Origin of the sequence: Acinetobacter sp. PC34 (assembly GCF_051789135.1) — a bacterium.
Lineage (GTDB): Bacteria > Pseudomonadota > Gammaproteobacteria > Pseudomonadales > Moraxellaceae > Acinetobacter > Acinetobacter johnsonii.
In genome coordinates, this window is the sequence record NZ_CP196664.1 from 3,205,842 (window position 1) to 3,229,574 (window position 23,733).

Below are 23,733 nucleotides of genomic sequence, written 5' to 3' on the forward strand. Positions count from 1 at the left end.
AGATGTACGTAGGAATGACGTACTCGCTTCACAACATCAACTTAGAAGTCCTCCAAAATAAAGGAGATCAGGCATGATCCACGCTGGCAATGCCATTACCGTCCAAATGCTTTCGGACGGAATTGCAGAATTCCGCTTTGACTTACAAGGTGAGTCGGTCAACAAATTTAACCGTGCAACGATTGAAGATTTTAAAGCTGCAATTGACGCTGTTAAAGCAAACGGTGACATCAAAGGCTTAATCGTTACTTCGGCTAAATCTACATTTATCGTTGGCGCAGATATTACTGAATTTGGTGCAAACTTCGCTCAAGGCGAACAAGCGATTGTGGATTGGGCATTGCCTGTTCACGACATCTTCAACGCGTTTGAAGATTTAGAGATTCCTAAAGTTGCAGCGATCAATGGTATGGCATTGGGCGGCGGCTTTGAAATGTGCCTCGTGTGCGACTATCGTGTGATGTCAGAAGCGGCTCAAGTCGGTCTTCCTGAAATCAAACTGGGCATCTTCCCTGGTTTCGGTGGTACGGTTCGTTTAAGCCGTCTAATTGGTATCGATAATGCAGTTGAATGGATGGCAATGGCTAATCCTAAAAAACCTGCTGCGGCACTGAAAGATGGTGCAGTTGATGCAGTGGTTGCTGCTGACAAACTACAAGACGCTGCAATTGACTTGGTTAAACAAGCCCTTGCTGGCCGTGTAGACTGGAAAGCAAAACGCCAAGAAAAACTTGACCCAGTTAAATTGAACCCAATCGAACAAATGATGGCGTTCAACTCGGCAAAAGGTGCGGTACTTGCAAAAGCAAATCCTGCTCAATACCCTGCGCCTAAACTTCTTCTTGACTCATTACAAGCAGGTGCAAGCCTTCCACGTAATGAAGCACTTCAAGCTGAAGCGGCTGGTTTTGCAAAAGCAGCGATTACACCACAAGCAAATGCGTTAATTGGTCTATTCATCAATGACCAAGTGGTGAAGAAAACTTCGAAGAAATATGAAAAAGGTGCGCACCCTGTAAACCAAGCGGCTGTATTAGGCGCGGGTATCATGGGTGGTGGTATTGCTTACCAAGCGGCAAGCAAAGGCACACCTATTATCATGAAAGACATTGGTAATCCGCAACTTGCTTTAGGTATGAAAGAAGCAAATGGCTTACTGACCAAACAAGTTGAACGTAAGAAGATGAAACCTGCTCAAATGGGTGAAACTCTTGCGCGCATCCGCCCTACTTTAAGCTATGACGAGTTTAAAGAAGTGGACATCGTGATTGAAGCGGTAACTGAAAATCCAAAAGTAAAAGGCATTGTACTTGCTGAAACTGAGAAAAATGTTCGTGACAACACGATCATTGCTTCAAATACTTCAACAATTTCAATCACACGTTTGGCTGAAAACCTACAACGTCCTGAAAACTTTGTCGGTATGCACTTCTTTAACCCAGTACACATGATGCCATTGGTAGAAGTGATCCGTGGTGAGAAGACTTCGGCTGAAGCGATTGCGACCACTGTAGTTCTTGCTCAGAAAATGGGTAAAACACCAATCGTAGTGAACGACTGCCCAGGTTTCCTTGTAAACCGCGTATTGTTCCCTTACTTCGGTGCATTTGACCTTCTATTGAAAGACGGTGCTGACTTCCAACAAGTCGACAAAGTCATGGAAAAATTCGGCTGGCCTATGGGTCCTGCTTACTTGATCGACGTTGTTGGTATCGACACGGGCGTTCATGGTGCAGAAGTCATGGCGGAAGGTTTCCCTGACCGTATGAAGCCAGACTTCAAAGGTTCAATCGAAATCATGTACGAAAACAAACGTTTGGGTCAAAAGAACGACGTTGGTTTCTACAAATACGAACTTGACCGTAAAGGCAAAAAAGCCAAAGTGGTTGATCCAACTGCGTATGAGCTTGTTGCTACTGTGGCAACTGCGGAAAAACGCGAGTTTGATGCTCAAGAAATCATTGACCGTATGATGCTTGCTTTCTGTAACGAAACTGTTCGTTGCTTAGAAGACAACATCGTAGCGACTGCTTCTGAAGCAGACATGGCAATGATTATGGGTGTAGGTTTCCCTCCATTCCGTGGTGGTCCATGCCGTTACATCGACCAAACAGGTGTTGCTGAATATGTTGCACTTTGCGACAAATATGCACACTTAGGTAAGGCTTATGAAGCGCCACAAATGTTGCGTGACATGGCTGCTAACAACAAAAAATTCTACGGTTAAGGAGCAACGTGAATGGCTACTTTAAATCCACGTGACGTTGTCATCGTTGATGGCGTACGTTCAGCAATGGGTAAAACCAAAAACGGTATGTTCCGCAATGTACGTGCTGACAGCTTATCGGCTGAATTGGTTCGTGCTTTAGTTGCTCGTAACCAGTTTGACACCAATGAAGTTGAAGACCTGATCTGGGGCTGTGTAAACCAGACTTTAGAACAAGGTATGAACATTGGCCGTAACATTGGTTTATTGGCTGACCTTCCAAAAACTGTGGCAGGTCAAACGGTTAACCGTCTTTGTGGTTCATCTATGCAAGCGCTTCACACCGCTGCTGCACAGATTGCAACCAACCAAGGTGATATCTTCATCATCGGTGGTGTAGAGCACATGGGTCACGTCGGCATGATGCACGGCATCGACCTCAACCCAGAAGCATCTAAACACTATGCAAAAGCGTCTAACATGATGGGCTTAACGGCTGAAATGTTAGGTCGTATGAACGGCATTACGCGTGAAGAACAAGATGCGTTCGGTGTGGAATCTCACCGCCGTGCTTGGTCTGCAACGCAAGAAGGTCGTTTCAAAAATGAAATCGTGGGTGTTGAAGGTCATGATGCCAATGGCTTCAAAATCCTATGCGACATCGATGAAGTGATTCGTCCAGATGCAAACCTTGAAGCATTCAAAGGTTTACGTCCTGTATTTGACCCGAAAGGCGGTACGGTAACAGCTGCGACTTCTTCAGCTTTGTCTGATGGCGCATCTGCAATGTTGTTGATGTCTGCTGAACGTGCTCAAGCTTTAGGTCTTAAGCCACGTGCTGTGATTCGCTCTATGGCAGTTGCAGGCTGTGATGCTGCGATCATGGGTTATGGTCCTGTACCTGCAACTCAAAAAGCGCTTAAACGTGCTGGCTTAAGCATGGCGGATATCCAAACCATCGAGTTAAACGAAGCGTTTGCTGCTCAAGGCTTATCAGTGATGAAAGGCTTAGGCGTGTATGAGAAGCAAGACATCATTAACTTAAATGGTGGTGCGATTGCACTGGGTCACCCATTGGGCTGTTCTGGTGCACGTATCACAACGACGTTGTTGAACGTAATGGAACAACAAGATACGCAAATTGGTCTTGCGACTATGTGTATCGGTCTTGGTCAAGGTATCGCGACTATTATCGAACGTGTTTAATATTTAGTTAAATACTGAGATAAAAAGAACCCCGCTTAGTGCGGGGTTTTTTTGTATTTATCAATTTCGATAATCAATTTCTCATAGAGTCTTTTATACTCTTTAACATTAGATAAATCATTTTTTCTATTTGCAACATAAACACTTAAATCATCTAAATTTAAAATTTTTATTTCATTTTCAAGTACTTGATATGGAGAGATAATTAACAAATCATCCCAGTAATCTCTAAATCTAAATGAAAGTTTCTTATATTCTTCCAACAAGTTAATTTTATCATGCATTAAATTCAGATATTTAGAATGAAAACAATAACCTTCAAATTGACACTCCCTAATTAGATTATCCCATAATTCCTCAAATACATTTTTACTTTCTATTTCACTAGAGTAATAAAATTCTGATTTACCCCACTTGTATTCCTTGCATAAATCAATTGGCTGAATATTCTTACTATAGAATGTTAAACCTACTTCTTCTGGATAACGATGAAAATTATCATCCAATCTTAAAATATATCTATTGTATCCATATTTTTCACAATAATTTTTTAATGCATGTACCATAAAAACATCATTATCACTTTCAGATTCTAAAGTAATATAATTATTAAAATTAGATCGTAGGTGTGCCTTTCTATCTTCCTGATTAGCAGTAGAACCATCTATATGAAGTATATAGAATCCAACTTCATTTAGAACATCACTAATTTTTCTACCACTTACGCTACCATTCAACCAATGTTCAGACAACTTAAAATCAATTTCATAATCAATGCAATAAGTAAGCTTTAATAAATCCGTTTCAAATTTTTGAATTTTGGAGATATGTTTTTCAAATAAATCTTTTAAATATTCTGAGTGCCTATTCTCAAAATAACTATCCCAATAATCTCTACTTATATTCAGTACTTTTTTAGCACTAACCCCGTATATATCAACCATATAATCAAGATAACTACAGTTAAAAAGACCATACTCTCTATAATTATTTATTTCAACTTTTTGACCTTTAAAAAAGAAACTTCTTATATCATCCGCATCATCTTCAATAGAATTTTTTATATAAAATGCGACCTGCTTTTCTTTATCCCAAATTACATCCGATATTAATTTTTTAGAAAAACCCAAAGTACAAATTGGTGCATTCTTCAAAATTTTCTCATATATTGTTTCTTTTTCATAAGCGCCCCATTTTTTTTCAAAAGCATCTATATTTATAAAATTGAAGTCTTGATCACCTTCAATTTTCTCCAAATCAAAATTAACTTTTATATAAAACTTTGTTTCTGTCCCAATTTTTCTAGTACCACCTATATTTTTTGTTATAAAACAATATCCTTGCTTTCCACCTAATGGTGAAAACATTTCAACATCTAAGCACTCATGAGAGAAATAACTATAGGTATTGAATTTAATACTCTGAAATTCAACTGGTAAGTCTTTTGTAAGTAGAAATGCGCTATGTAAACCTATACCAAATTCACCGGATGGTCTCATCCATTTTGGCATTTCATTAATAATTTTCTTTTTATGAATATTTTTACTTGACCCAGCCATAGTTTGCATATAGCCCAGATCAACCATACTCATCCCAATACCTTGATCTATAATTTGGAATTCCCAGATACTATCCAATGTTCCTTCGATATTTTTTACTTTATTAATTTCTAATTGAAGTGGATATTTTTCTAGAATTTGCAGGAAATCTTCGTGATAAGGGTGTAATTCTTTAAGTCTTTCCTGATCTTCTGCAAGCCAAATTCTTAACATTGTGGCATCAATTGAATTCTGAATAAGTTCACGATATATGCTGTATTCATCGCTATACAAGTTCGCACCTTGCAGTAACTCCATAGCATTTTTTTCGTCTAACTTAAATTTCATTGGTTTATTATTTAGAAGTAGTTTTTCTTTCTTAACCCCATTTTCATATTTCACCTCCATTTTTACATCTAATTGTTCGATAGTTGGAAGTGAACCAAATTTTAAGTTTGGTACTATCAAATTCCATTGAGACATTTGATTTTGAAATTCTTCACGTATCCATCCAAACCAGTTTTGCGTTTCTACATAAGACATTTCATCAGGACATTCAGCAACTAGCTTTACTGTTCGTTTATCAAGCTGAAACTCGCGTAACGATAAATGTTTGTCATGATGATGTTTACTCACAGAAGGCATATTACTGACGTGCTTTGCCATGACAGGGCAAAAACGATTGTCATCTAAGTCAAACAAATCCCCCAAACGGAGTAAACATCCTATAAATCTTGGATGACAATCTTCCGTACCCAAACCAGTCTGTTTATAAGGGAGTGCTGCCATAAAAGTATCGAAATTCATACCATGAGAAACACAAATTTGTCCTAAATAACGATAAATTCGGTTAGGTAAAAGTTCGGTTCTAGGTGAAGTTATTCCTAAGTCTTTAAATGGATCTTCAACAATCTTACCAACTCGCTTGTCATGTCCACGTCTAAACCATTCAGCAACTAATTGACGATATTGTTCAATTCCATCAAAAGGATGGTCTACAGTCCCTATTGCAGATAACCAATTTTGTTCAACATAGGCTTGGCAAAATTTTTGAAGATCATGTCCTTTTTCATTTGCAATTGTTTGAATCATGAAATTAAAGTCAGGATTTGAATGTACTGCTTTAGCATTTTGAGCATCGACTAACATTCCAACATCATGCCAATACGCAGCTTCTAGAATTAGCCATGTATCGGTTGCAGTTAGAAGCTCAATATCATTCCCAAGAATACGTTCAATATTGACTAAAATTTGCTGTGAATGTGAGGCATTATGATTACTAAAATGTGGATAAAAACCACCAATATTCTCTAAAGCTTTACCTACAAGTTTTTGATCAAACTCCCACTGTGAAAGTAAAATTTTTACATTATCATCCGCTTCACATTTCTTTTTTAAGTGGGCAATTAATTGAGTGCTCATGATGAATTCATTTATTTAGTTGTTAAGCCCATCCTAAACAATATTTACTTATTTTTTAAGTTGTTGTAGTCAAAAGAACTACAATAACTTTAATAATTTTTGTATTTATACCCGCTGTGCCAACAACGTCGCAAAATGCTGTTTAATCCGTTTCCCATCGACATCAACCCGATGCAGCTCTCCTACATTTTCATTGTATTTCACAATGTTCCAGCCATCATATAGCGCACTTAACTCTCCTGCTTTAAACGCAAATGGAAAGTCAGGCTGCGCAGGAATATCATCGGTATTCATCGCACAGACGATCAAGTTAAATCCATTTACATTTGTGGCTTGTTGCATCTGCGCAATCAATGGTTTCACAGTTGGCGCTTCTAAAAACATCATCACCACCGTACAGCAAATAAAGTCGTATCTGCCAGTAATGCTTGGGTCAGCATTGAGGTCACGCTGTTGCACATGAATCTTTTGAATACCTTCGGCATCTATTATTTGCTGTAATTTTTGCAAACTTTGCGGATTCACATCCCAAGCATCTACCTCAAAACCCTGCTGATTTAAGTACAGCGAATTTCGCCCTTGTCCACAGCCGACATCCAAAGCTCGGCCACCGTATAAATACGGCGTAGCCGCCAAAATTTCTGAATGCGTAGGTGAAAGCTGATATTTCTTATAAAAATAATCTTGCGGGGTACAATAAAATTGCAGTTGACACTCTAAGTCGTCGCTGGTCGAAACAATTTTGTGCCATGCTTGAGGCTGAATAAACGGTGGCTGTTGCTCAGCTGTAAACAGATGTTCAGATTGCACTTGACCTGCCTCGTCTAAAAAAGCAAAGCGCAGCTCACCTTGATAAATCTTTAACTTAGCCCACGTACCTGCTTTGGTATTATGTTGATTTTTAAACCCTTGCGGAATGGTCTGCGCAGTCCACACAGGAAGTTCTTTATAACAAATCAAGTCTTGCATCAGCCTATTCCCCACCTTGTTATGATGTATTCGCCAGTCCATACTTTTTATCGAAGCTTGTATGATCATAGCCAGTTCAGACTCAAATGAACATTCATTCAGTGACTAGAAACTACAGATGAGTAAGAAATAAAATCTGTCGCTCCCCTACATTGAGCGGCTCATAGAACTTTCATGACTTTAAACTTTTGAGCTTTGGCGCCTTTTTGAACCTTTTAATGATAGGCTTAAAGACAATAAAAATTCAGCTTAACTATATTTCAAATGAATCGGAGTCTGTCGATGTTTTCATCACCTTTAAAAACCATCATTTGCTTAGCCGTCATGGCAACATTATTCACAGGCTGTGCCACCAAAACCCTGATGACCAAAGACAATAAAACCTATACCCGTACCAACAAAGTGACCTTGATCGAAGACCAAGTGGTGGCTTTTGGCAAACCTGCTCAGCCTCTGCCGAATTTACCTGTGCATAGTTTAGTGATTGCGGGGCAACAAAAAAGTTATGTCCTTACCCAAGGTGGGCCTCAATTTGTCAGCTTGATTGGGAAACTGGACCCAAAAAATATTCAAGTGACCCGAGAACTGAGTTTCTTTTCAGAAAAAAATGATGGTCATTTTACAGGGACATTACCTCTGTCCTATGTGAAGCTCAAAGAGGACATCAGTAAGAAAGATCTAGAGTTTTTTATTGAAAATGGCGCGAAGGAATGTTCAAGTTCCAGTGATGAACGCATGTTTGCGCAGCGTTTCTGTTTCGAGATCAAACTGGCAGGTGTGGTTTACCCTGCGGCGAACAATTTAGCGTCGTTAAAAGCCTTGAGTAAGCCTTATCAGGTGAGCATTTATACCCATCAAGAGGAAAGTTATAAATCGAAGTCGGGCATGAATCCTTTTGAAAAATTAGTACTGCTACCTTTTGCCGTGGCAATCGACGTGGTCAGCCTGCCATTCCAAGCAGCCGATAAAATTTTTGATTAATCCAATAGAAGCACAGCGCCTAGAACGAATCAGGCGCTGTGCTGTTGTGTGAAGGATTTAAATTAAGAGTTCGTCCATCAACCAAGCCATATACTTTTCTTTGTCCATAAAGTCAGGCGCGCTGCCCGTATCTAGACTGAAGTACTGTTGGTTGAACTGAATCACGATTTGTTCGGTGTGGTGCCAGTCTTCAATCATTTTGAAATATTGGTTGAAGAAAAAACGATTCTTCCCCCAGTTGCTTAAGCGTTCTAATTTTGGATAGTTTTTATTTTCTACAAACTCACTATACACATGCTGAATATCATCAAAAACGTGTATGGTTCTCATGACTCACCTGCCTGCACTGAAAAGTCGTCATCGTTGTGATGCTTTTACTCTAGCAGCCAATTTTGAACAACAGATGACAGTCCGCTTACAAGACTGTCATCTTTGCACGGTGTTATAACTTCTGTTCCACCTCTTTTTGGGTCTGTTTTTCGACCTGCTGCATTTGGCTATTCAGTGCCAAAATCTCTTTATACAGCGCATTAAACTGCTGTAGTGGTGCATCTTCATAAAACATAAAGGTGTTATTTTTCTTTTCCCATTGGTTATTTTTCAGCACCAAGAAAATTTGATCCGCTTTGGCTAAATTCTGCTGTTCAAGACTAAACAGGCGGGTAGCTTCATGGCTTTTTTCACTGGCTTTCATGCTGTCGGTCAGTTGATGGCGGAACCGCGCAGATATTGCTAAATCTTTGGCCTGAGCAATGGCATCTTTTTGACGTTGTTCAACCTGCTGTGCATAGCTCTCAACAACGGCATGTACGTCTTTCAGCATTTGCTCCGTTTCAGCATAATTGTTCTTTTTGTTTTTGCTTAATCGGTCAATATTTAAAAATTGATCCCAATTTAAGGCTTTTAAATCTCGCAAATATTGATTACGCGCTTCGGCATTTTGCAGCATATGACTGAGCACAAACTCCGCCATAATTTGATAGTCACCTGTCAGACGTGGGTCTTTTACATCGACTTGAATTGGTGTGGTCCAATCTTGAGCTTGTTTGTAAATTTGTTCGGTCTTTTCATACAGCACCGTTTCATAGCTTTGTAGCTGCTGCTGCTCTTTTTGTTGTTGAGAATACTGATAAAACATCCAACCAAAAACGGCACTGGTCGCAAGAACTAAAATCAACACGATACGTCGCATGTTCAGCTTCCTCTTCATTTCTTTTCATCATATCAAATAAAGGCACATGATCAATATTTCAACATGTTATCGATCTTTGAGGATGCTCAGGCCGTACCTTCCCCAAGTGGATGAGGAATGTACTGGCGATAAACGAGTAAGGACGTGTTACTTTGCTGGAGCTGTTCTCGGCTGCTGACTATTCTGTTGAATCCCTTGCATAAAATTCCGATCAATCTGCCCAATCGAAATTTGTTCACGGGCAATTTGTACATTGGTCGCATTACGGTCAATGCCAAACGGCTGCAACATAATATACAAACCTTCAGTTGGATTAGACGACTGCAAACCAGCGGCGATGTTTAAGACATGTTCACGTAACAAAGGCGGCACAGAATTTAGATCTGCGGTGACTGCAGGTGGAAAAATATCTATGTTTTGAGTAATGGTCGGATCGACCACAAAAGACTGTGCATCATCCTGCAACTGAACGATACGGTGCTGCAAGGCTTTACGAATGTTTTCATCCTGTTGATAAGGAATCACGCCCGTTTCAGCACGTAGCTCTGATTCCGCCATGGTTTTAAAAGTCGGTAGACTCACGATCTCACCATTGGCTTGCAGCAAAGTCGGCATAAAAAGAAAAGCGTAACAAAAAAACGGAAGAGAATTTAAAAATTTCATAAAACAATCCCAAACGCTAAGAGATATAAAAAGGCATGCTCAAACTGAGCGCCTTCACCCTATTGTATATTTTTCGATCTTTGTGTTGCGTAGTTGTCAGATAAGCGGTAAAGCCCAGAAGATTCAACTGATTGAATACATAGCGAAACCGCTTTTTTTAATGGCCCTGCTTTAAATTTTATAACTCATCCCCATCATTTCCTTAATTGCTCTTTTTACTATTTTTGAGAAATCGCATGCGTGTAGATATTTGGTCAGATGTTGTTTGTCCTTTTTGTTATATTGGCAAAAAACGTTTAGAAGCGGCGGCTGAACAAGCTGGTGTGGAATTGGAAGTGCATTGGCACAGTTTTGAACTGGATCCAGATGCACCAGTACGCCAAGAAATTTCGAACTCAGAACGTCTCGCACTAAAATATGGTCGCACAGTGGCTGAAGTTGAAGAGATGCAACGTAATATTGCCAAAATGGCTGCGGAAGAAGGCATTGAATTTAACTGGGAAAATGCCAACTCAGGCAACAGTTTCAATGCACACCGTGTTATCCACCTTGCTCAAAGCCACGGTTTAGGCAATGAAGCCGAAGAAGCCTTTTTCTTTAGCTATATGACGCAAGGCTTACCGATTGGTGAACGTGAAACCATTGAAGATGTGGCCTCTCGTATTGGCTTAAACCCAGTTGAAGTAGATGATGTGCTGGATTCTGACGAATATGCAGATTTCGTGAAGTTTGACCAAGAAGTAGCGCGTGAACAACTGAAAGTAACAGGTGTGCCGTTCTTTGTTTTCGATCAACGTGTGGCTTTAGCGGGTGCGCAGCCGCGTGAAGTCTTTTTACAAGTCATTGAAAAAGCACAAATGCCAGCAGAAGAAAATAATGCGGCACAGTGTTCAGATGAGTCTTGTGAAACACCAAAACAATCATAAGGATACTGGATTCAGAGCTTAACTGAGCCCTATCCATAGATAAGAAAATCCCCGATCTGCGGGGATTTTTTATAGGTTATAAAAAAATGGACTTGTGTTTAATCGACCAAGAAACTAATTTTAAGATTGACCCGATATTCTACAATTTGGTTGTCCTTAATCACCACTTTTTGTTCATTGATCCAAGCACCTTGAACATTCTTCACCGTCTCGGTGACTTTTGCGATCCCTGTCTGAATCGCATCTTCAAAACTTTTCGCACTGCTTGAATTGACTTCTACCACTTTTGCAATGGCCATCTGTTTGTCCTCAGCTATTGTTGTTTTTGCCTGTTCATCTTAGGTGAATTTTTAATCAAAAATAGATAACTTAAACATTCCACAGCAAAAACTTACACAGTGTGCACAATCAAAAGACTTCAAAATGGTGAATATTTAAACAACTAATCATTTAACTCTACGTCCTTTTTCAGGTCTCATTTCAGACAAAAAGTCCTACTTTCAAGCTTCATTTCAAACTTGAAAAATCTAAATTTTCACTTTAAATTCAAATAGCTTAGCACTGGAGTAAAAACTCTATACCAAACTAGAGTATTTATTCTAATCTATTGTTTTTTAACAATAAATGAACTCATCATTCATCTTTTAATGGCCTAAACCAGCGCTTAAATCGATCATTTTTTGATATTATTCATGCGAAATTTATCTTTTTAAAACTCCCAGTCTCCTAAGTGAGACCTCTTTTTTAGAGGAAAAATCATGAACGCTGTTAAATATGCTTTGGCTGTCGCTGTAATGGCTCTTTCTGCAACTGTTTCTGCACAAGTTGTTTTTGTTCCAGATTTTCCTGTAAAAAAACCAGCAGACACTCAAACGGCAACGGCTGATGCTCCTGCGGCTGCACCACATCAAGAAGCGTAATTTGCGCTGACTTGGTCAAAAATAGGCAATGTTGATTGCCTATTTTTTTGCCCAAAATTGCAAAGAACTGACAAAAAATTTCAGCTATGAACCCTCTAGGGCAAAAATATTTAATTCACTCTGTGCTGAAATCGAAATTATCTACATTTTTCACTACCCTTTTCTCGTATCACGTGCAGAATAATTTTTGCCTATTTATTCTTTTCTAATTATGATCAAACAAGAAGACCCAATTCCAAAACCAATAAATTAAATGCACTCAATAGCACATACCTATGCAAAATTTACAAGCCCTTATCCAAGGTCGTATTACGCCCCAAGCCATTGACCTTGATCAATTGATTGCTTTCGCACAGCAGTATACGCAGCCGACTTCAGCCGAATATAAATTACTTGAACTGGCCATCAATATGGTTTTGGCAAGCTACTTGGAACAAGCACAAAAACAACTTTAGAGTTCAGCGCATGAAAGCAATCGAAAAAGCAATGCTGATCAAAGAACTGCATCAATTGATTGATGGTTTGGAGCATCAACCTCTGTCTTTTTTTGAAATTGCGCGCTCGAAAAAACGCATTCGCGAAATTTTTGCACTCTGTGATGAACCCATTTTTCAAAAACAACTCGAAGCCTATAAGGCGCTGACTCAGCCTCAAGCTGCGGCTGAACGCTGGATACAACAAAGCCCCTATCAGCATGCCTACATTGGACTATTTCAATATGAGTCTTCTTTAACTGATGCCTTAAAACAGCAGGCGGCTTTCGCATGGGGGGTTTTATATAAATCAGGTTTAGGTTGGCAAATTGTTTTTCAAAACACCCCAGCTACAGTGCATAGCAGCCCATGGCACATAAAGTTTGAGCACGCTTACCAAGGGTTTTTGAGCCATGCACAAAGCACTCAACAACCCGAGAACGTACCTTTTCTCACAACATCTGAAACATCCATAGAAGTTGCAGAAGTTGCAGAAGTTGCAGAAGTTGCAGAAGTTGCAGAAGTTGCAGAAGTTGCAGAAGTTGCAGAAGTTGCAGAAGTTGCAGAAGTTGCAGAAGTTGCAGAAGTTGCAGAAGTTGCAGAAGTTGCAGAAGTTGCAGAAGTTGCAGAAGTTGCACGAGACCAGTTTATCCCGCCCGTTACAACCATATCCCATAAAAAAACTGACATAGGGCATGCACAGGACAATGTGGTTACTGACGCTTTTGTTTTCACGGGTATTGAGCTTTTAAGCATTGCTACAGATGATACATCGGCTGAACGAACCCAAGAGTCTGAGTCAGACTTCCCCGAAGTCCGTCCTGAGTCTAGTCTGCTTTTATCTAAGGCTGAAGCAGCGCTTCATTTCAATACGGAAATACAACCTACATTCGACAGCAACCTAAATGCAACTCAAATTGAAGAATCCAAACTCAGGTCTTTTAAACAAGACGCTGTAGAAGATGTCGTCTCAATCAATCCTATTAAACTAAGTATCAAACAAGATAAGGAACCTGAAAATCAGATCGATATCGTACAAAAAGATTTAGATCTTCAATCTGAAGTATTAGCAGAAAATCATTTGATTCTCAGCAATCTGTCACTTTTAAGTAATGAGCTATGTCCACCTCAGGAAGAGTCGATAATCGATGCTGTTGTACCCATTCGATTTGACCTTAAGCCAAGTGCATCTATTTCAACGCTTGCCATTCAGGACTTTATCCAAAGGCGATCGATCTTGGCTGACCCACAAGACACAGACATTTCATCTGAATCTCATCAGCAAAATCCACTTGAAGGCGAAGCGACAGCACCATGCCCTGCTATGCAGGACAGCCATACAGAAAATTCAGAAACATCGGCCACTGCTACGCAACCCCTACTGCCCACACAGATTAATCTGGGGCAATATCAAGCGCAATTGCACACGCTGCATCAACCAAATTTAGACCCTAAGCTGTATGGCCTCGACATTTCAGGGCACATTGAGATCAATCAAAATATCGAGTTTCTGATCCACAGCGACCAACTCGATCACTGCTTGGACTATCCCATCTATTTGGCAGAACAGACCCATCAGCACGGAAGGTTTATTAAGTATTTGGCTCTATTTGGTGCTGACAGTCCTACAGAAGCCATTCGCCTGAGCCAACAATTTGCCCAGAGTTGTCAGCATCAACTCGCAGCCATTCGCGAAATTGAATGGGATCAGCTACAGACTCACATGCATGATGTGTTTTCGATTTTTCAGCTGTATACCCAACAGGCCAAATTGGTATGGCACATTGAAGACTATCACCCATTTATTCTGGCCGATCTCCTCAATAGCCGTAAATTCATTCATTTTAAAGAAAGCCCCGCGGACGTAAATACGCCCATTTTAGTGTTAAAAGAACGACAAAAAATTCGAGTAATTCATGGTCAAAAGCGGGTTGAACTCTCACGTACCGAGATCGCATATCCGTGCTTGGTCTTAGACCGACAGCACGGCGTCAGTTGGCAACTGATTCAAAATACGATTTCCACTTTGCCTGAACCTATCACTGTGTTTCAATTATTTGATTCTATTCAAAAACAACTGGGCAGCGAGTTGTAGAGTTTTGTATTTTCTACTTGTGTTCTTATGTGAAATTTACAACACTAAAACATCGAAGAACAATAAAGTACGAAAGCATGCTAAGAACTCAACATGTGGGATCCATCTCTTTATTTTTCTGCCTAAGTTTAGGTACATACGTCAACGTGGCTTGGGCGGAAAGCAATACCAACAGCACACAACATTTTGTGCCACCTCACGACGTGGCTGAAATTGACAAAATCGCATCGCCCCCCAAAGGTAGTGGACTTTTATACCAAATTCCACAGTGGATAGACTCACTTCCAACCGTTCTACCTGAGGAATCGGACGAGCTGATTGTGCCCACGACTGATCTCACTGAAGAGCGCACCTGGGTCGACCGCCAGCAAAAAGAAGTTCGAAACTGGGCAGACCGAACAGCCGCCAAAATGGACAATTGGTTTGGTGAAACCGATCCTAAAAAACCAGCTACAGCCACATTACGTGTCTTGGTCGATAACCGCTGGAATAAACATGATGAATACGATGTAAAACCACGTATTCGAGGTCGAGTCAAACTTCCAACTTTAGAACATAAACTCAGTGTGGTGTTTGGGGATGACTCATTAGATAACGAACTGCAAAACAATGTTGCAATTACCAATGAAAATCCACCCAGTGCGAATAACGATAAAACATTTGATCGCCGCCAAACCCGTGATGCCAATAGCTCACTGGCTTTAAGATGGTCGCAATTATCAGATCGTCTGCCTTTTGAAACTGATTTCGACTTGGGGGTCCGTTCAGGGGATGATATCTATGCGCGGATCGAGTTATCGAAAGAATGGAAACTCGACAATGATTTTCGTGCTTATGCTGAACAGATTTACCGTTATGGTATCGACAGTGAAAATTACTTACGTACCAACCTAGAGCTGACGCATGCACGACCCAATCAGCCATTTTTATCCAATCAGTTCAGTCTGACCTATGCAGACGATCAGGATGATGATCTGCTCTGGGATAACTATAGCTTTAGACAACACCAATTCTTTCATGGCAATCGTTTTAACTACGGCATTTACACTGGTGGTTTCTACAACAACGATGACCTACGCTTGAACCGTTGGGGGCCTTTTGTCTCGTGGCGTCAACCCTTCTTACGCGAGTGGTTTTATATCCAAGGCGATTTAAATTATTTTAACGATCACCGTGAAGACCGCAGCCATTACGTCAGTGCCTTGGTCCGTTTTGAGGCTTTATTTTAATGATATGGTGAATCTTTAAGCTGAACTGTGGATAAGTTCTCACTTATCCACGGATATCCACATCAGCTTCTTTTCCGCCAATTAAATCGATGCGTTCAACAGATATTAAGGTGCTTGCCCCAATGGGTTGACATAAAAAAGCCTATCTTAACGATAGGCTTTCTTTAAACATATAATGGTTTATTGAAGCAATAAGCTGTTAATCCGTTTGATATATTCGGCAGGATCATCAGGTAAGCCGCCTTCAGCAATCAGCGCTTGGTCAAAAATTACATTGGCCAAGTCATCAAACTGTGCCGAATTTTCTAATTTTCTTACCAATGGATGCTCTGGGTTAATTTCCAAAATTGGCTTGCTTTCAGGTACGGCCTGACCCGCTTGTTGCAGCATACGAATCAGTTGTGGAGAAAGTTCTCCCTCACCTGTCACCAAGCATGCAGGTGAATCGACCAAACGTGTGGTCACACGTACTTCTTTGGTCTTGGCTTTCAATGAGTCAGATAGTTTTTCAACCACAGGTTTAAACTGCTCTGCGGCTGCTTCAAGTGCTTTCTTCTCTTCGGCATCTTGTAAATCACCTAAGTCGACTGCACCTTTCGCCACGTTCTGCATTGGTGTGCCATCAAACTCATGCACAAATTCCATTGCCCATTCATCAACCCGGTCTACCATGAGTAAGACTTCAATGCCTTTTTTCTTAAACAGCTCAAGTTGTGGCGAGTTCTTCGCAGCATTGAGACTGTCTGCAGTCACATAGTAAATCGCTTTTTGCCCCTCAGGCATACGCGCTTTATAGTCCTGCAAAGAAGTGCTCACCGCATCATTGTTTGAAGTTGAGAAGCGTAAAAGTTTTAAAATACGCTCACGGTTACCAAAGTCTTCGCCCAAACCTTCTTTCAATACTGAACCAAATTCACGGTAGAAGGTTGTGAACTTCTCTTGATCTTTTTCATCTTCCGATTTGGCTAAAGCATCCAGCATGGTCAATACACGGCGTGCATTCCCTTCACGAATGGTTTTCACATCACGGCTTTCTTGTAACAACTCACGACTAACGTTCAGTGGTAAATCGGCACTATCGACCACCCCTTGGACAAAGCGTAAATAGTTTGGAATCAAGTTATCCGCGTCATCCATAATGAAGACCCGTTTTACATAGAGCTTAATCCCCGCTTTGGCTTCACGGGTAAAGATATTCGCAGCAGCTTTACTCGGTACATACAACAACTGCGTATATTCGGTACTGCCTTCAACGCGGTTATGCGCCCATGCCAGTGGGGCTGCAAAATCATGGCTAAGGTTCTTATAAAACTCGACGTACTGCTCTTCGGTCACTTCATTTTTATTACGTGTCCACAGCGCGCTGGCTGAGTTAATCGCTTCCCACTCACCCGTTTTCACATACTGACCCGGTTTTGGCTCTTCACCTTCAACCGCTTCTTCTTGCTGCCAAACCTCTTTTTGCATCTCAATCGGCAGGCTAATGTGATCCGAGTATTTATTGATAATTTGCTTCACTTTATGCGACTGTAAATAATCCAACGCATCTTCACGCAAATGTAAAATAATATCGGTACCACGGCTGTCTTTGTGGATCTGTTCGACTTCGAACTCACCTGTGCCCGCACTGGTCCAACGTACCGCCTGATCGGCATGCACACCTGCACGGCGTGATTCTACGGCAATTTTGTCAGCCACAATAAAACCTGAGTAGAAACCGACACCAAACTGACCAATCAGTTGTGCATCTGATTTCTGGTCACCTGTGAGCTTAGACATAAAGTCCTTGGTTCCAGACTTAGCAATCGTCCCTAAGTGATCAATCGCTTCTTGTTCAGTTAAACCAATCCCATTATCTGAAATAGTCAGTGTTTGATTGGCTTCATCAAAGCTGACGCGCACATGTAAGTCTGGGTCATTTTCATAATATTCAGGATGATTAATGCCTTCAAAACGCAGTTTATCGCAGGCATCGGATGCATTTGAGATCAATTCACGTAGGAAAATGTCAGGATTCGAATACAGTGAATGCGTCACTAAATGTAATAGCTGAGCCACTTCAGCTTGGAAACTATGTTTATGTGCGTTTTGCTCGCTCATCAATCGCTCCTTAATGTATTAAGCCTTATAGAGAATGCTTAATGAATTGGAGTGAGCGATACGTTTTTCAATAGCAATCGTAAGTTTTTTTACTTTTTTTAAAATGGACCTTGACGGTAAATACGATCTAAATTCAGCTCTAACTGCTGCTGGCGCATTTTATACACATCCATGAGGCAACTTTGTGAAGCACCACAACGGTCACGGAGACTCAACCACTTCACTTGCTCATCCTGAATCATTCCACGTGTCCCCATCGGAACAAGACGTTTTAAAATGGTATAAGTGGTGGCCATTTTCACATCGGCGTCATTGATTTGGCGATACTCACAAATCGCATGTTCTGTCGTCGTTTTTGCTTTATCACAATTAAAACTTGCCGCTTGAGCATGCATGCTCCACGCCAAACCACAGACTAAACCGATTCCGAACATAGATTTCATTTTTATAACTCTCTTATTCTGTTTCTATCCATTTTATAGATGATTTTCTTTTAATACTGAATCATCGTGATTTATTTCAGCATTGATCACTATTCAACTTTAGTCTTTGCATAAAAAAACCCCATCATCGATGAGGTTCTTAAAAAGCTACTTTTAATTATTAAAATTTGTAGCTATAACCGAGTGTATAAATTACTGGATCGATATCTAATTTAAACTTCGTTGTGCCATCTACATTTACTTCTGGGTTCAGATCTGCATAACGGACATCGGCAAACACACCCCAGTTTTTTGCATCAGCAGGTTGGAAGTTAAAACCAATTTGCGCAGCATAACCGAAATCTTCTTTTACGCTTTTCACACCTTCTTCATCCCATGCAATAAATGCGGTTGCACCGACACCGATATAAGGCGTGAAACCTGTTGAGTTTTTAAAGTTATACTTTGCCGTTAAGGTAGGTGGTAAATGTTTAATTTTTACTGCTTCTGCACCATTAATGAGTACATCGTGGCTAATTGGCGTTGCTAGCAGTAACTCGGCAGAAATATTGTCATTAAAGAAATATTCAACCGATGGCGTAAACGCAAGTTCGCTATCAGCTTCAACTTTTGCATTCCCCAATGCAGCAACTGTTGTATCTTGCGTTGGTGCAACTGCAGATCCACCGACTTTGATTTGCCATTGACCTGCCATTGCAGCAGATGCAGAAAGACCCATTAATGTAATTAGAGCAATTTGCTTCAACATTTCAAACAACCTCTGTTTGTAAAAATAATTAATATAAAAATTAACATTAATTCATCATAAACAAGAGTGTAATTAATATGCAATTATAATAATAATGTATTTTAAATACCATTTTTAAGTTATTGTTTTAAATTAATTTAAATATTAAATATACCATTTTAGTTGGTTTTAAATTAATAACATTAAATCAAAATAAATATATTTTAATTCCAACCTTTTTAATCCGAATTAACATTATAAACCCGATTATTTCAATCTGAATAAATAATAAAAAAGGCGATTTAAAATCGCCTTTTTATAATAATTGGAGGGTAAATTACAAAACCATGGCCGCAATCCAACCAAAAATCATGAGTGGAATATTAAAGTGAATAAAGGTCGGGATCACACTGTCTTTCATGTGATCATGCTGACCATCCATATTCAAACCCGAAGTCGGTCCCAAAGTGGAGTCAGAAGCAGGAGAACCCGCATCACCGAGTGCCGCAGCCGTACCAATAATCGCAATGGTTGCCGCTGGACTGAAACCAAACTGGATACACAAAGGCACATAAATAATTGCTAAAATTGGAATGGTAGAGAACGAAGAACCGATTCCTAAAGTAATCAGTAAGCCAATCAATAGCATCCAAAATGCAGCGAGTCCTTGGCTAGAACCAATCCATTGCACTGATGCTTCTACCAATGCTGGCACTTGATTGGTCGCAGAAATAACAGATGCAAAACCCTGTGCTGCAATCATAATGAAACCAACTAATGCCATCATTCGCATACCGCTAATAATCACATCATCTGCTTCTTTCCATTTAAAAATGCCCGCACAGCTCAAAATCGCAACACCAACCAGACCAGCTAAAATCATGGAATCTGATGCAATTTGTACCCAAAGCGTAGCAACTACCGCAATGAGAGCCATAGATAACGTAAACTTTGAAATTTCGGGCTTAGACTTCTCACCCGTGATATCAAGTTCAGAAGAAATACTTTGCTGCACTGGTTCCACATGTACTTCTTCGTATACACGTTTCTTACGGTAACTAAAGAATACAGCAACCAATAAACCAACAAACATGCCAAAAACAGGAATGGCCATTGCTGAAGGGATATCGGCATAATTGATTTTAAAGCCGTAGGGTTGCCCGAAAGTATTAATATTTTGACCTAAGATGTCATTCAGGAAAATCGCACCAAATCCAAATGGTACCAGCATATAAGTGGCAACCAAGCCAAAGGTTAGAACACAAGCAATTAGTCGACGATCTAACTGAAGATGGTTAAACACACTTAATAAAGGAGGAATCAGGACTGGAATAAACGCAATATGTACAGGAATGACGTTTTGTGAACAAATTGCTGCTAACGCGACGGTTATAAAAATCAGATATTTAACCCGATTTTGTGCCTTTTCATTGCTCGAACCTTTCAATGTTTTAATAAGCTTATAGGCCAACAAGTCAGGTAAACCTGAGCGTGCCAAAGCCAAAGCAAATGCACCTAAGACCCCGTAAGCCAACGCAATTTTTGCGCCGCCCCCAAGCCCATTATTAAATGCTTCGAGGGTACCGTGTAGCCCTAAACCAGCCAATAAACCGCCTGTGACAGCACCAATAATTAATGCAAATACTACAGGCACACGAGCTAATGAAAGTCCAAACATGACCCCAATAGCGGCAAGAATTGCGAACATAGTGAAAAGAGTGACTTGGAAGAAAGGCGCATTTTATCAGAAAATAACCAAAAAATTCTGCCCTTACAGGTCGCTAGCGCCTTTCTCTTTCACAGATCATTTCAGCTGGCTTCAACACAACGCCAGTTTTGAACAAACCTTTTGATTTCTTTAGCAATTACCTCTGGCTGGCTCAAGATTGCCCAATGGTTGGCATTCACATTCACCCGTTGAAAATCCTCGACCCACTTCGGCATTTCATCGATTAACGCTGGACTCACAAACTGATCTTGCTCCAACACAATCGCTAGTACGGGACAAATTGCAAAGCGTTCCCGAGGTTTCGTCAGGCGTGGGATAAAGTTCGCGCGGTAGAGCGCAACCCCGTGCTTACCATCGGCAGCAATGTGATGATTCAGCGGTAAGTCTGAGCGTCCTTCTAAACGCGATAAAATTTTGCTCCATTGCTTAGGACTAAAAAACTGCCATACTGTCGGTGCTAAAAAAGGCAACTGAAAGGCCGCAATGTACCAAGACTTCGTTAACTGCTTAAAAAATTGATGCTTATGTTGTACGAACTGTTCACGCATCCAAAATGCAGCATGGTCTAAGCATGGGCCTGAAATAGTGGTAAATGACAGCATACGCTCTCTAAATTTTGGCTCAGTCGCGGACTCCCATGACTGAATCGAACCCCAGTCATGCGCAACTAGATGAAAGCTAAGCTGCGGAATCACACTATTCACCACACTTTCCAAATCTAGTGATAGCTGAGGCAAGGCATAGGCCCGTGTACGACGCGGCACACTCGACATCCCTGCACCGCGAACGTCATAGGTCACAATATAATAATCTTGCACCAGATGCCCAATCACAGGCTCCCAGACCTCTTGATTATCTGGATAGCCATGCACCAAGACCAGCACAGGATTGTTCGCATTGCCCCATGTTTTCACATAAAGTCTTTGCTGATCTGTAGTTTGTACCCAGTAACTTTGCTGCTCCATATTCAGCTCCTTATTGTTATGGACTGTTTTTTATACTTTACTGGCAAAACGATCAATACCAATTGATTTGATCTTCTCTAGTATGGATAGAAGTTCATCAGATACCATTGACCGAAATGAGCATTTTAAAAAACTTGTGACACAGCCAATTGTCGCGAAATACTTTCTCAATCATTTTGCTCCCTTTAAAGGTGCAGGGATTCAAATTTAAAAATTTGACCTTAAACACGACCACATTCGCGTCAAAATGCCCCTCACTCGACAAAACCGAAATATTGTCGGAGTACATTTTAGCGGGAGTTTATATGCGATGGTCGACCCGTTTTATATGACCCTACTGATGCACTACTTAGGCAATAAGTATATTGTCTGGGACAAAGCAGCCTCTATCCAATTTCTCAGTTCAGGACGCAGTACAGTCTATGCAGACTTTCACCTTGATGCCCAAGAAATCGCGACTGTGAAACAACTGGCCGACAACTATGCCCCGTACATCGTACTTATACCTTAAATATTTACGATGAAGCCGGCATTCGAATTGGAGAAGTGGAAAAGACTTTATATATAGTCAAATCATTATAAAACCAATATATCTAAGTATATGAATTATTTTTATTTTTTTCGAATCATGTATGGATAATAAAGTAGTTTGACTATATCCGTCTTAAAAAACCTAAACCGGCACAGCTATAAAAAAAGCACTTCCATGAAGTGCTTTTTTTGGAAATTTGAACTTAAAACATTATTTACGTTCTTCAATTGCAGCGCCCGCACCACCGCCGATAGCTCCACCAATGGCAGCGCCGGTATTACCACCAAACACGCTTTTACCCACTGCTGAACCAATCGCACCGCCAACACCACTGTAGGTTGCATTACGGTTTGAACCACCTTGAGCTTTACTGCCCACAGCAGCACCAGCACCGCCACCAACAGCTGCACCTACACCGCCACCGAGGCTATTCCCCGCAGCACCACCTACTGCACCGCCTAAAGCCGCTGTCCCAATACGTTGATCAGAAGCGCTCATATTTTCACAACCTGCCAACAGCATCGTCGAAAGAGATGCCACTGCAATAATGCTCATATATTTTTTCATGAGATTTGTCCTTATTGGCTATTTCTTACAGCATAAAAGATCAGTATGAACTTAAAACCCGTGAAATGTTACGGTTACAGGTGCTATTGCTGAAAATTTGTAAGTAAGAAGCCCTCCTTAGAGGGCCTCATACTGTATTGAACTCAAGCTTATTCAGGCTCTTTCACCACAACCACATCTTTGGTGGTGGTGCCATTTTCTTGGAGCACCGCACGCGTCACACTTTCTTTACTGTTCGGATCTTTCACTTGATCTAGTTTCAGCTCCTTACGTACAGGTTCCTGCCCTTTCTTAAACTCAATCCCTTGTGCATCAACTTGCTTACCTTCTGCAAGGACTACACCACCTTGACTTAAGGTCGATTTCACTTCAACTTTGGATGTCGGAACAATCACGCTACCTTTTTGCACAATCGGTGCAGACATTTTTTTATCTGAAAATTGGCTGGCATTTTCTTCGAGAACCACTTCACGCGCCACAATATCTTTACCACCATTTTTCACTTCAAAAATAGTCGCTTCGGTCGTCCGCACTGGGTCTTGACCCGCGACACTGCGAATAATCTGTGTTTTGACAATCGGTACAACCGCCTTATCCTCCACGGTGATGGTATTCGGCATCGGCGCTGCCATCGTTTGGCCCACAAATGCGAAGATGCTTAAGCCCAATAGTTTTGATGTCAATTTCATGTGGAACCACCTGTATTTTTTAATCGTTAATGAAGTAAGGAGATTTGTGTACTTATATTTTTACTATAGGAAAAATGTAAAATTTATAAAAGCTTAAATCCACTTCTGTAACAAAAGGACAAAAAAAAGCCACCCGAAGGTGGCTTTTTCACGCGTTTAAA

21 protein-coding genes and 1 pseudogene are annotated in these 23,733 nt (G+C 40.6%); 9 read left to right on the forward strand and 13 right to left on the reverse strand.

All coding sequences use genetic code 11. The features are described 5' to 3' along the window. Window positions 1–73: 73 nt before the first annotated feature. The gene (gene fadB / locus ACSC9N_RS15620) at window positions 74–2,227 is read left to right on the forward strand and encodes a fatty acid oxidation complex subunit alpha FadB (protein ID WP_004978714.1); all 2,154 of its coding nucleotides are present in this window, start codon (window positions 74–76) and stop codon (window positions 2,225–2,227) included. A gap of 12 nt (window positions 2,228–2,239) precedes the next feature. Continuing rightward, window positions 2,240–3,412 carry an acetyl-CoA C-acyltransferase FadA gene (gene fadA, locus ACSC9N_RS15625; protein WP_058952359.1) on the forward strand — a complete coding sequence of 391 codons (1,173 nt, stop codon included), beginning with the start codon at window positions 2,240–2,242 and terminating at the stop codon, window positions 3,410–3,412. A gap of 35 nt (window positions 3,413–3,447) precedes the next feature. Here fadA and ACSC9N_RS15630 read toward each other — a convergent pair whose 3' ends face one another. After that, window positions 3,448–6,372: an HD domain-containing protein gene (locus ACSC9N_RS15630; protein WP_130235395.1), complete on the reverse strand. Its 2,925-nt coding sequence runs from the start codon at window positions 6,370–6,372 to the stop codon at window positions 3,448–3,450. A 105-nt stretch (window positions 6,373–6,477) separates the two neighbouring features. Continuing rightward, window positions 6,478–7,341 carry an SAM-dependent methyltransferase TehB gene (tehB, locus tag ACSC9N_RS15635; protein ID WP_010325749.1) on the reverse strand — a complete coding sequence of 288 codons (864 nt, stop codon included), beginning with the start codon at window positions 7,339–7,341 and terminating at the stop codon, window positions 6,478–6,480. Between the two features lie 282 nt (window positions 7,342–7,623). Here tehB and ACSC9N_RS15640 point away from each other — a divergent pair, with 282 nt between their 5' ends. Further along, window positions 7,624–8,322, forward strand: coding sequence for a hypothetical protein (locus ACSC9N_RS15640; protein WP_010325748.1), 699 nt, complete (start codon window positions 7,624–7,626; stop codon window positions 8,320–8,322). Between the two features lie 57 nt (window positions 8,323–8,379). On the opposite strand, the gene ACSC9N_RS15645 is transcribed toward ACSC9N_RS15640, so the two are convergent. The 3 genes from ACSC9N_RS15645 to ACSC9N_RS15655 form a co-directional block, all read right to left on the reverse strand. Further along, window positions 8,380–8,652, reverse strand: coding sequence for a hypothetical protein (locus tag ACSC9N_RS15645; protein WP_010325747.1), 273 nt, complete (start codon window positions 8,650–8,652; stop codon window positions 8,380–8,382). Between the two features lie 112 nt (window positions 8,653–8,764). Further along, the gene (locus ACSC9N_RS15650; RefSeq protein ID WP_010325746.1) at window positions 8,765–9,514 is read right to left on the reverse strand and encodes a hypothetical protein; all 750 of its coding nucleotides are present in this window, start codon (window positions 9,512–9,514) and stop codon (window positions 8,765–8,767) included. A 147-nt stretch (window positions 9,515–9,661) separates the two neighbouring features. Further along, window positions 9,662–10,177, reverse strand: a complete 516-nt coding sequence (locus ACSC9N_RS15655) for a hypothetical protein (RefSeq protein WP_010325745.1) — start codon at window positions 10,175–10,177, stop codon at window positions 9,662–9,664. A gap of 236 nt (window positions 10,178–10,413) precedes the next feature. Between ACSC9N_RS15655 and ACSC9N_RS15660 the strand changes: the two genes are divergently transcribed. Continuing rightward, window positions 10,414–11,103, forward strand: coding sequence for a DsbA family oxidoreductase (locus ACSC9N_RS15660; RefSeq protein ID WP_010325744.1), 690 nt, complete (start codon window positions 10,414–10,416; stop codon window positions 11,101–11,103). A 98-nt stretch (window positions 11,104–11,201) separates the two neighbouring features. Here ACSC9N_RS15660 and ACSC9N_RS15665 read toward each other — a convergent pair whose 3' ends face one another. Next, window positions 11,202–11,402 (reverse strand): dodecin family protein, encoded by a 201-nt coding sequence (locus ACSC9N_RS15665; RefSeq protein WP_004978694.1) that lies wholly within the window; start codon window positions 11,400–11,402, stop codon window positions 11,202–11,204. Window positions 11,403–11,861: 459 nt separating this feature from the next. Between ACSC9N_RS15665 and ACSC9N_RS15670 the strand changes: the two genes are divergently transcribed. The 4 genes from ACSC9N_RS15670 to ACSC9N_RS15685 all read left to right on the forward strand — a co-directional run bounded on the left by ACSC9N_RS15670 (window position 11,862) and on the right by ACSC9N_RS15685 (window position 15,820). Beyond that, entirely contained in the window at window positions 11,862–12,023 is a 162-nt protein-coding gene (locus ACSC9N_RS15670) for a hypothetical protein (RefSeq protein WP_004692748.1), read from the forward strand. Between the two features lie 275 nt (window positions 12,024–12,298). Beyond that, entirely contained in the window at window positions 12,299–12,478 is a 180-nt protein-coding gene (locus ACSC9N_RS15675; protein ID WP_017397192.1) for a hypothetical protein, read from the forward strand. A 10-nt stretch (window positions 12,479–12,488) separates the two neighbouring features. Next, the gene (locus ACSC9N_RS15680) at window positions 12,489–14,591 is read left to right on the forward strand and encodes a hypothetical protein (RefSeq protein ID WP_439036091.1); all 2,103 of its coding nucleotides are present in this window, start codon (window positions 12,489–12,491) and stop codon (window positions 14,589–14,591) included. A gap of 77 nt (window positions 14,592–14,668) precedes the next feature. Then, a complete protein-coding gene (locus ACSC9N_RS15685; RefSeq protein ID WP_029574925.1) occupies window positions 14,669–15,820 on the forward strand; it encodes a hypothetical protein in 1,152 nt (383 codons plus the stop codon). Window positions 15,821–16,000: 180 nt separating this feature from the next. Here ACSC9N_RS15685 and htpG read toward each other — a convergent pair whose 3' ends face one another. From htpG to ACSC9N_RS15710, 5 genes are all read right to left on the reverse strand, one after another. Continuing rightward, a complete protein-coding gene (gene htpG / locus ACSC9N_RS15690; RefSeq protein ID WP_010325741.1) occupies window positions 16,001–17,920 on the reverse strand; it encodes a molecular chaperone HtpG in 1,920 nt (639 codons plus the stop codon). A gap of 98 nt (window positions 17,921–18,018) precedes the next feature. Continuing rightward, window positions 18,019–18,363, reverse strand: coding sequence for a lysozyme inhibitor LprI family protein (locus ACSC9N_RS15695; protein ID WP_010325740.1), 345 nt, complete (start codon window positions 18,361–18,363; stop codon window positions 18,019–18,021). Between the two features lie 160 nt (window positions 18,364–18,523). After that, window positions 18,524–19,111, reverse strand: a complete 588-nt coding sequence (locus tag ACSC9N_RS15700) for an OmpW/AlkL family protein (protein ID WP_010325739.1) — start codon at window positions 19,109–19,111, stop codon at window positions 18,524–18,526. Between the two features lie 316 nt (window positions 19,112–19,427). Beyond that, on the reverse strand, window positions 19,428–20,798 hold the full coding sequence (locus ACSC9N_RS15705) for a Na+/H+ antiporter family protein (protein ID WP_004978663.1): 1,371 nt from the start codon (window positions 20,796–20,798) through the stop codon (window positions 19,428–19,430). 101 nt (window positions 20,799–20,899) lie between these two features. Next, window positions 20,900–21,784 carry an alpha/beta fold hydrolase gene (locus ACSC9N_RS15710; protein WP_058952362.1) on the reverse strand — a complete coding sequence of 295 codons (885 nt, stop codon included), beginning with the start codon at window positions 21,782–21,784 and terminating at the stop codon, window positions 20,900–20,902. Window positions 21,785–21,866: 82 nt separating this feature from the next. On the opposite strand from ACSC9N_RS15710, the pseudogene ACSC9N_RS15715 reads away from it, so the two are divergent. Then, a pseudogene (locus ACSC9N_RS15715) lies at window positions 21,867–22,366 on the forward strand (DUF4442 domain-containing protein). 160 nt (window positions 22,367–22,526) lie between these two features. On the opposite strand, the gene ACSC9N_RS15720 reads toward ACSC9N_RS15715, so the two are convergent. Beyond that, window positions 22,527–22,883, reverse strand: coding sequence for a hypothetical protein (locus tag ACSC9N_RS15720; RefSeq protein ID WP_010325736.1), 357 nt, complete (start codon window positions 22,881–22,883; stop codon window positions 22,527–22,529). 149 nt (window positions 22,884–23,032) lie between these two features. Beyond that, on the reverse strand, window positions 23,033–23,572 hold the full coding sequence (locus ACSC9N_RS15725; protein WP_010325735.1) for a hypothetical protein: 540 nt from the start codon (window positions 23,570–23,572) through the stop codon (window positions 23,033–23,035). Window positions 23,573–23,733 lie beyond the last annotated feature (161 nt).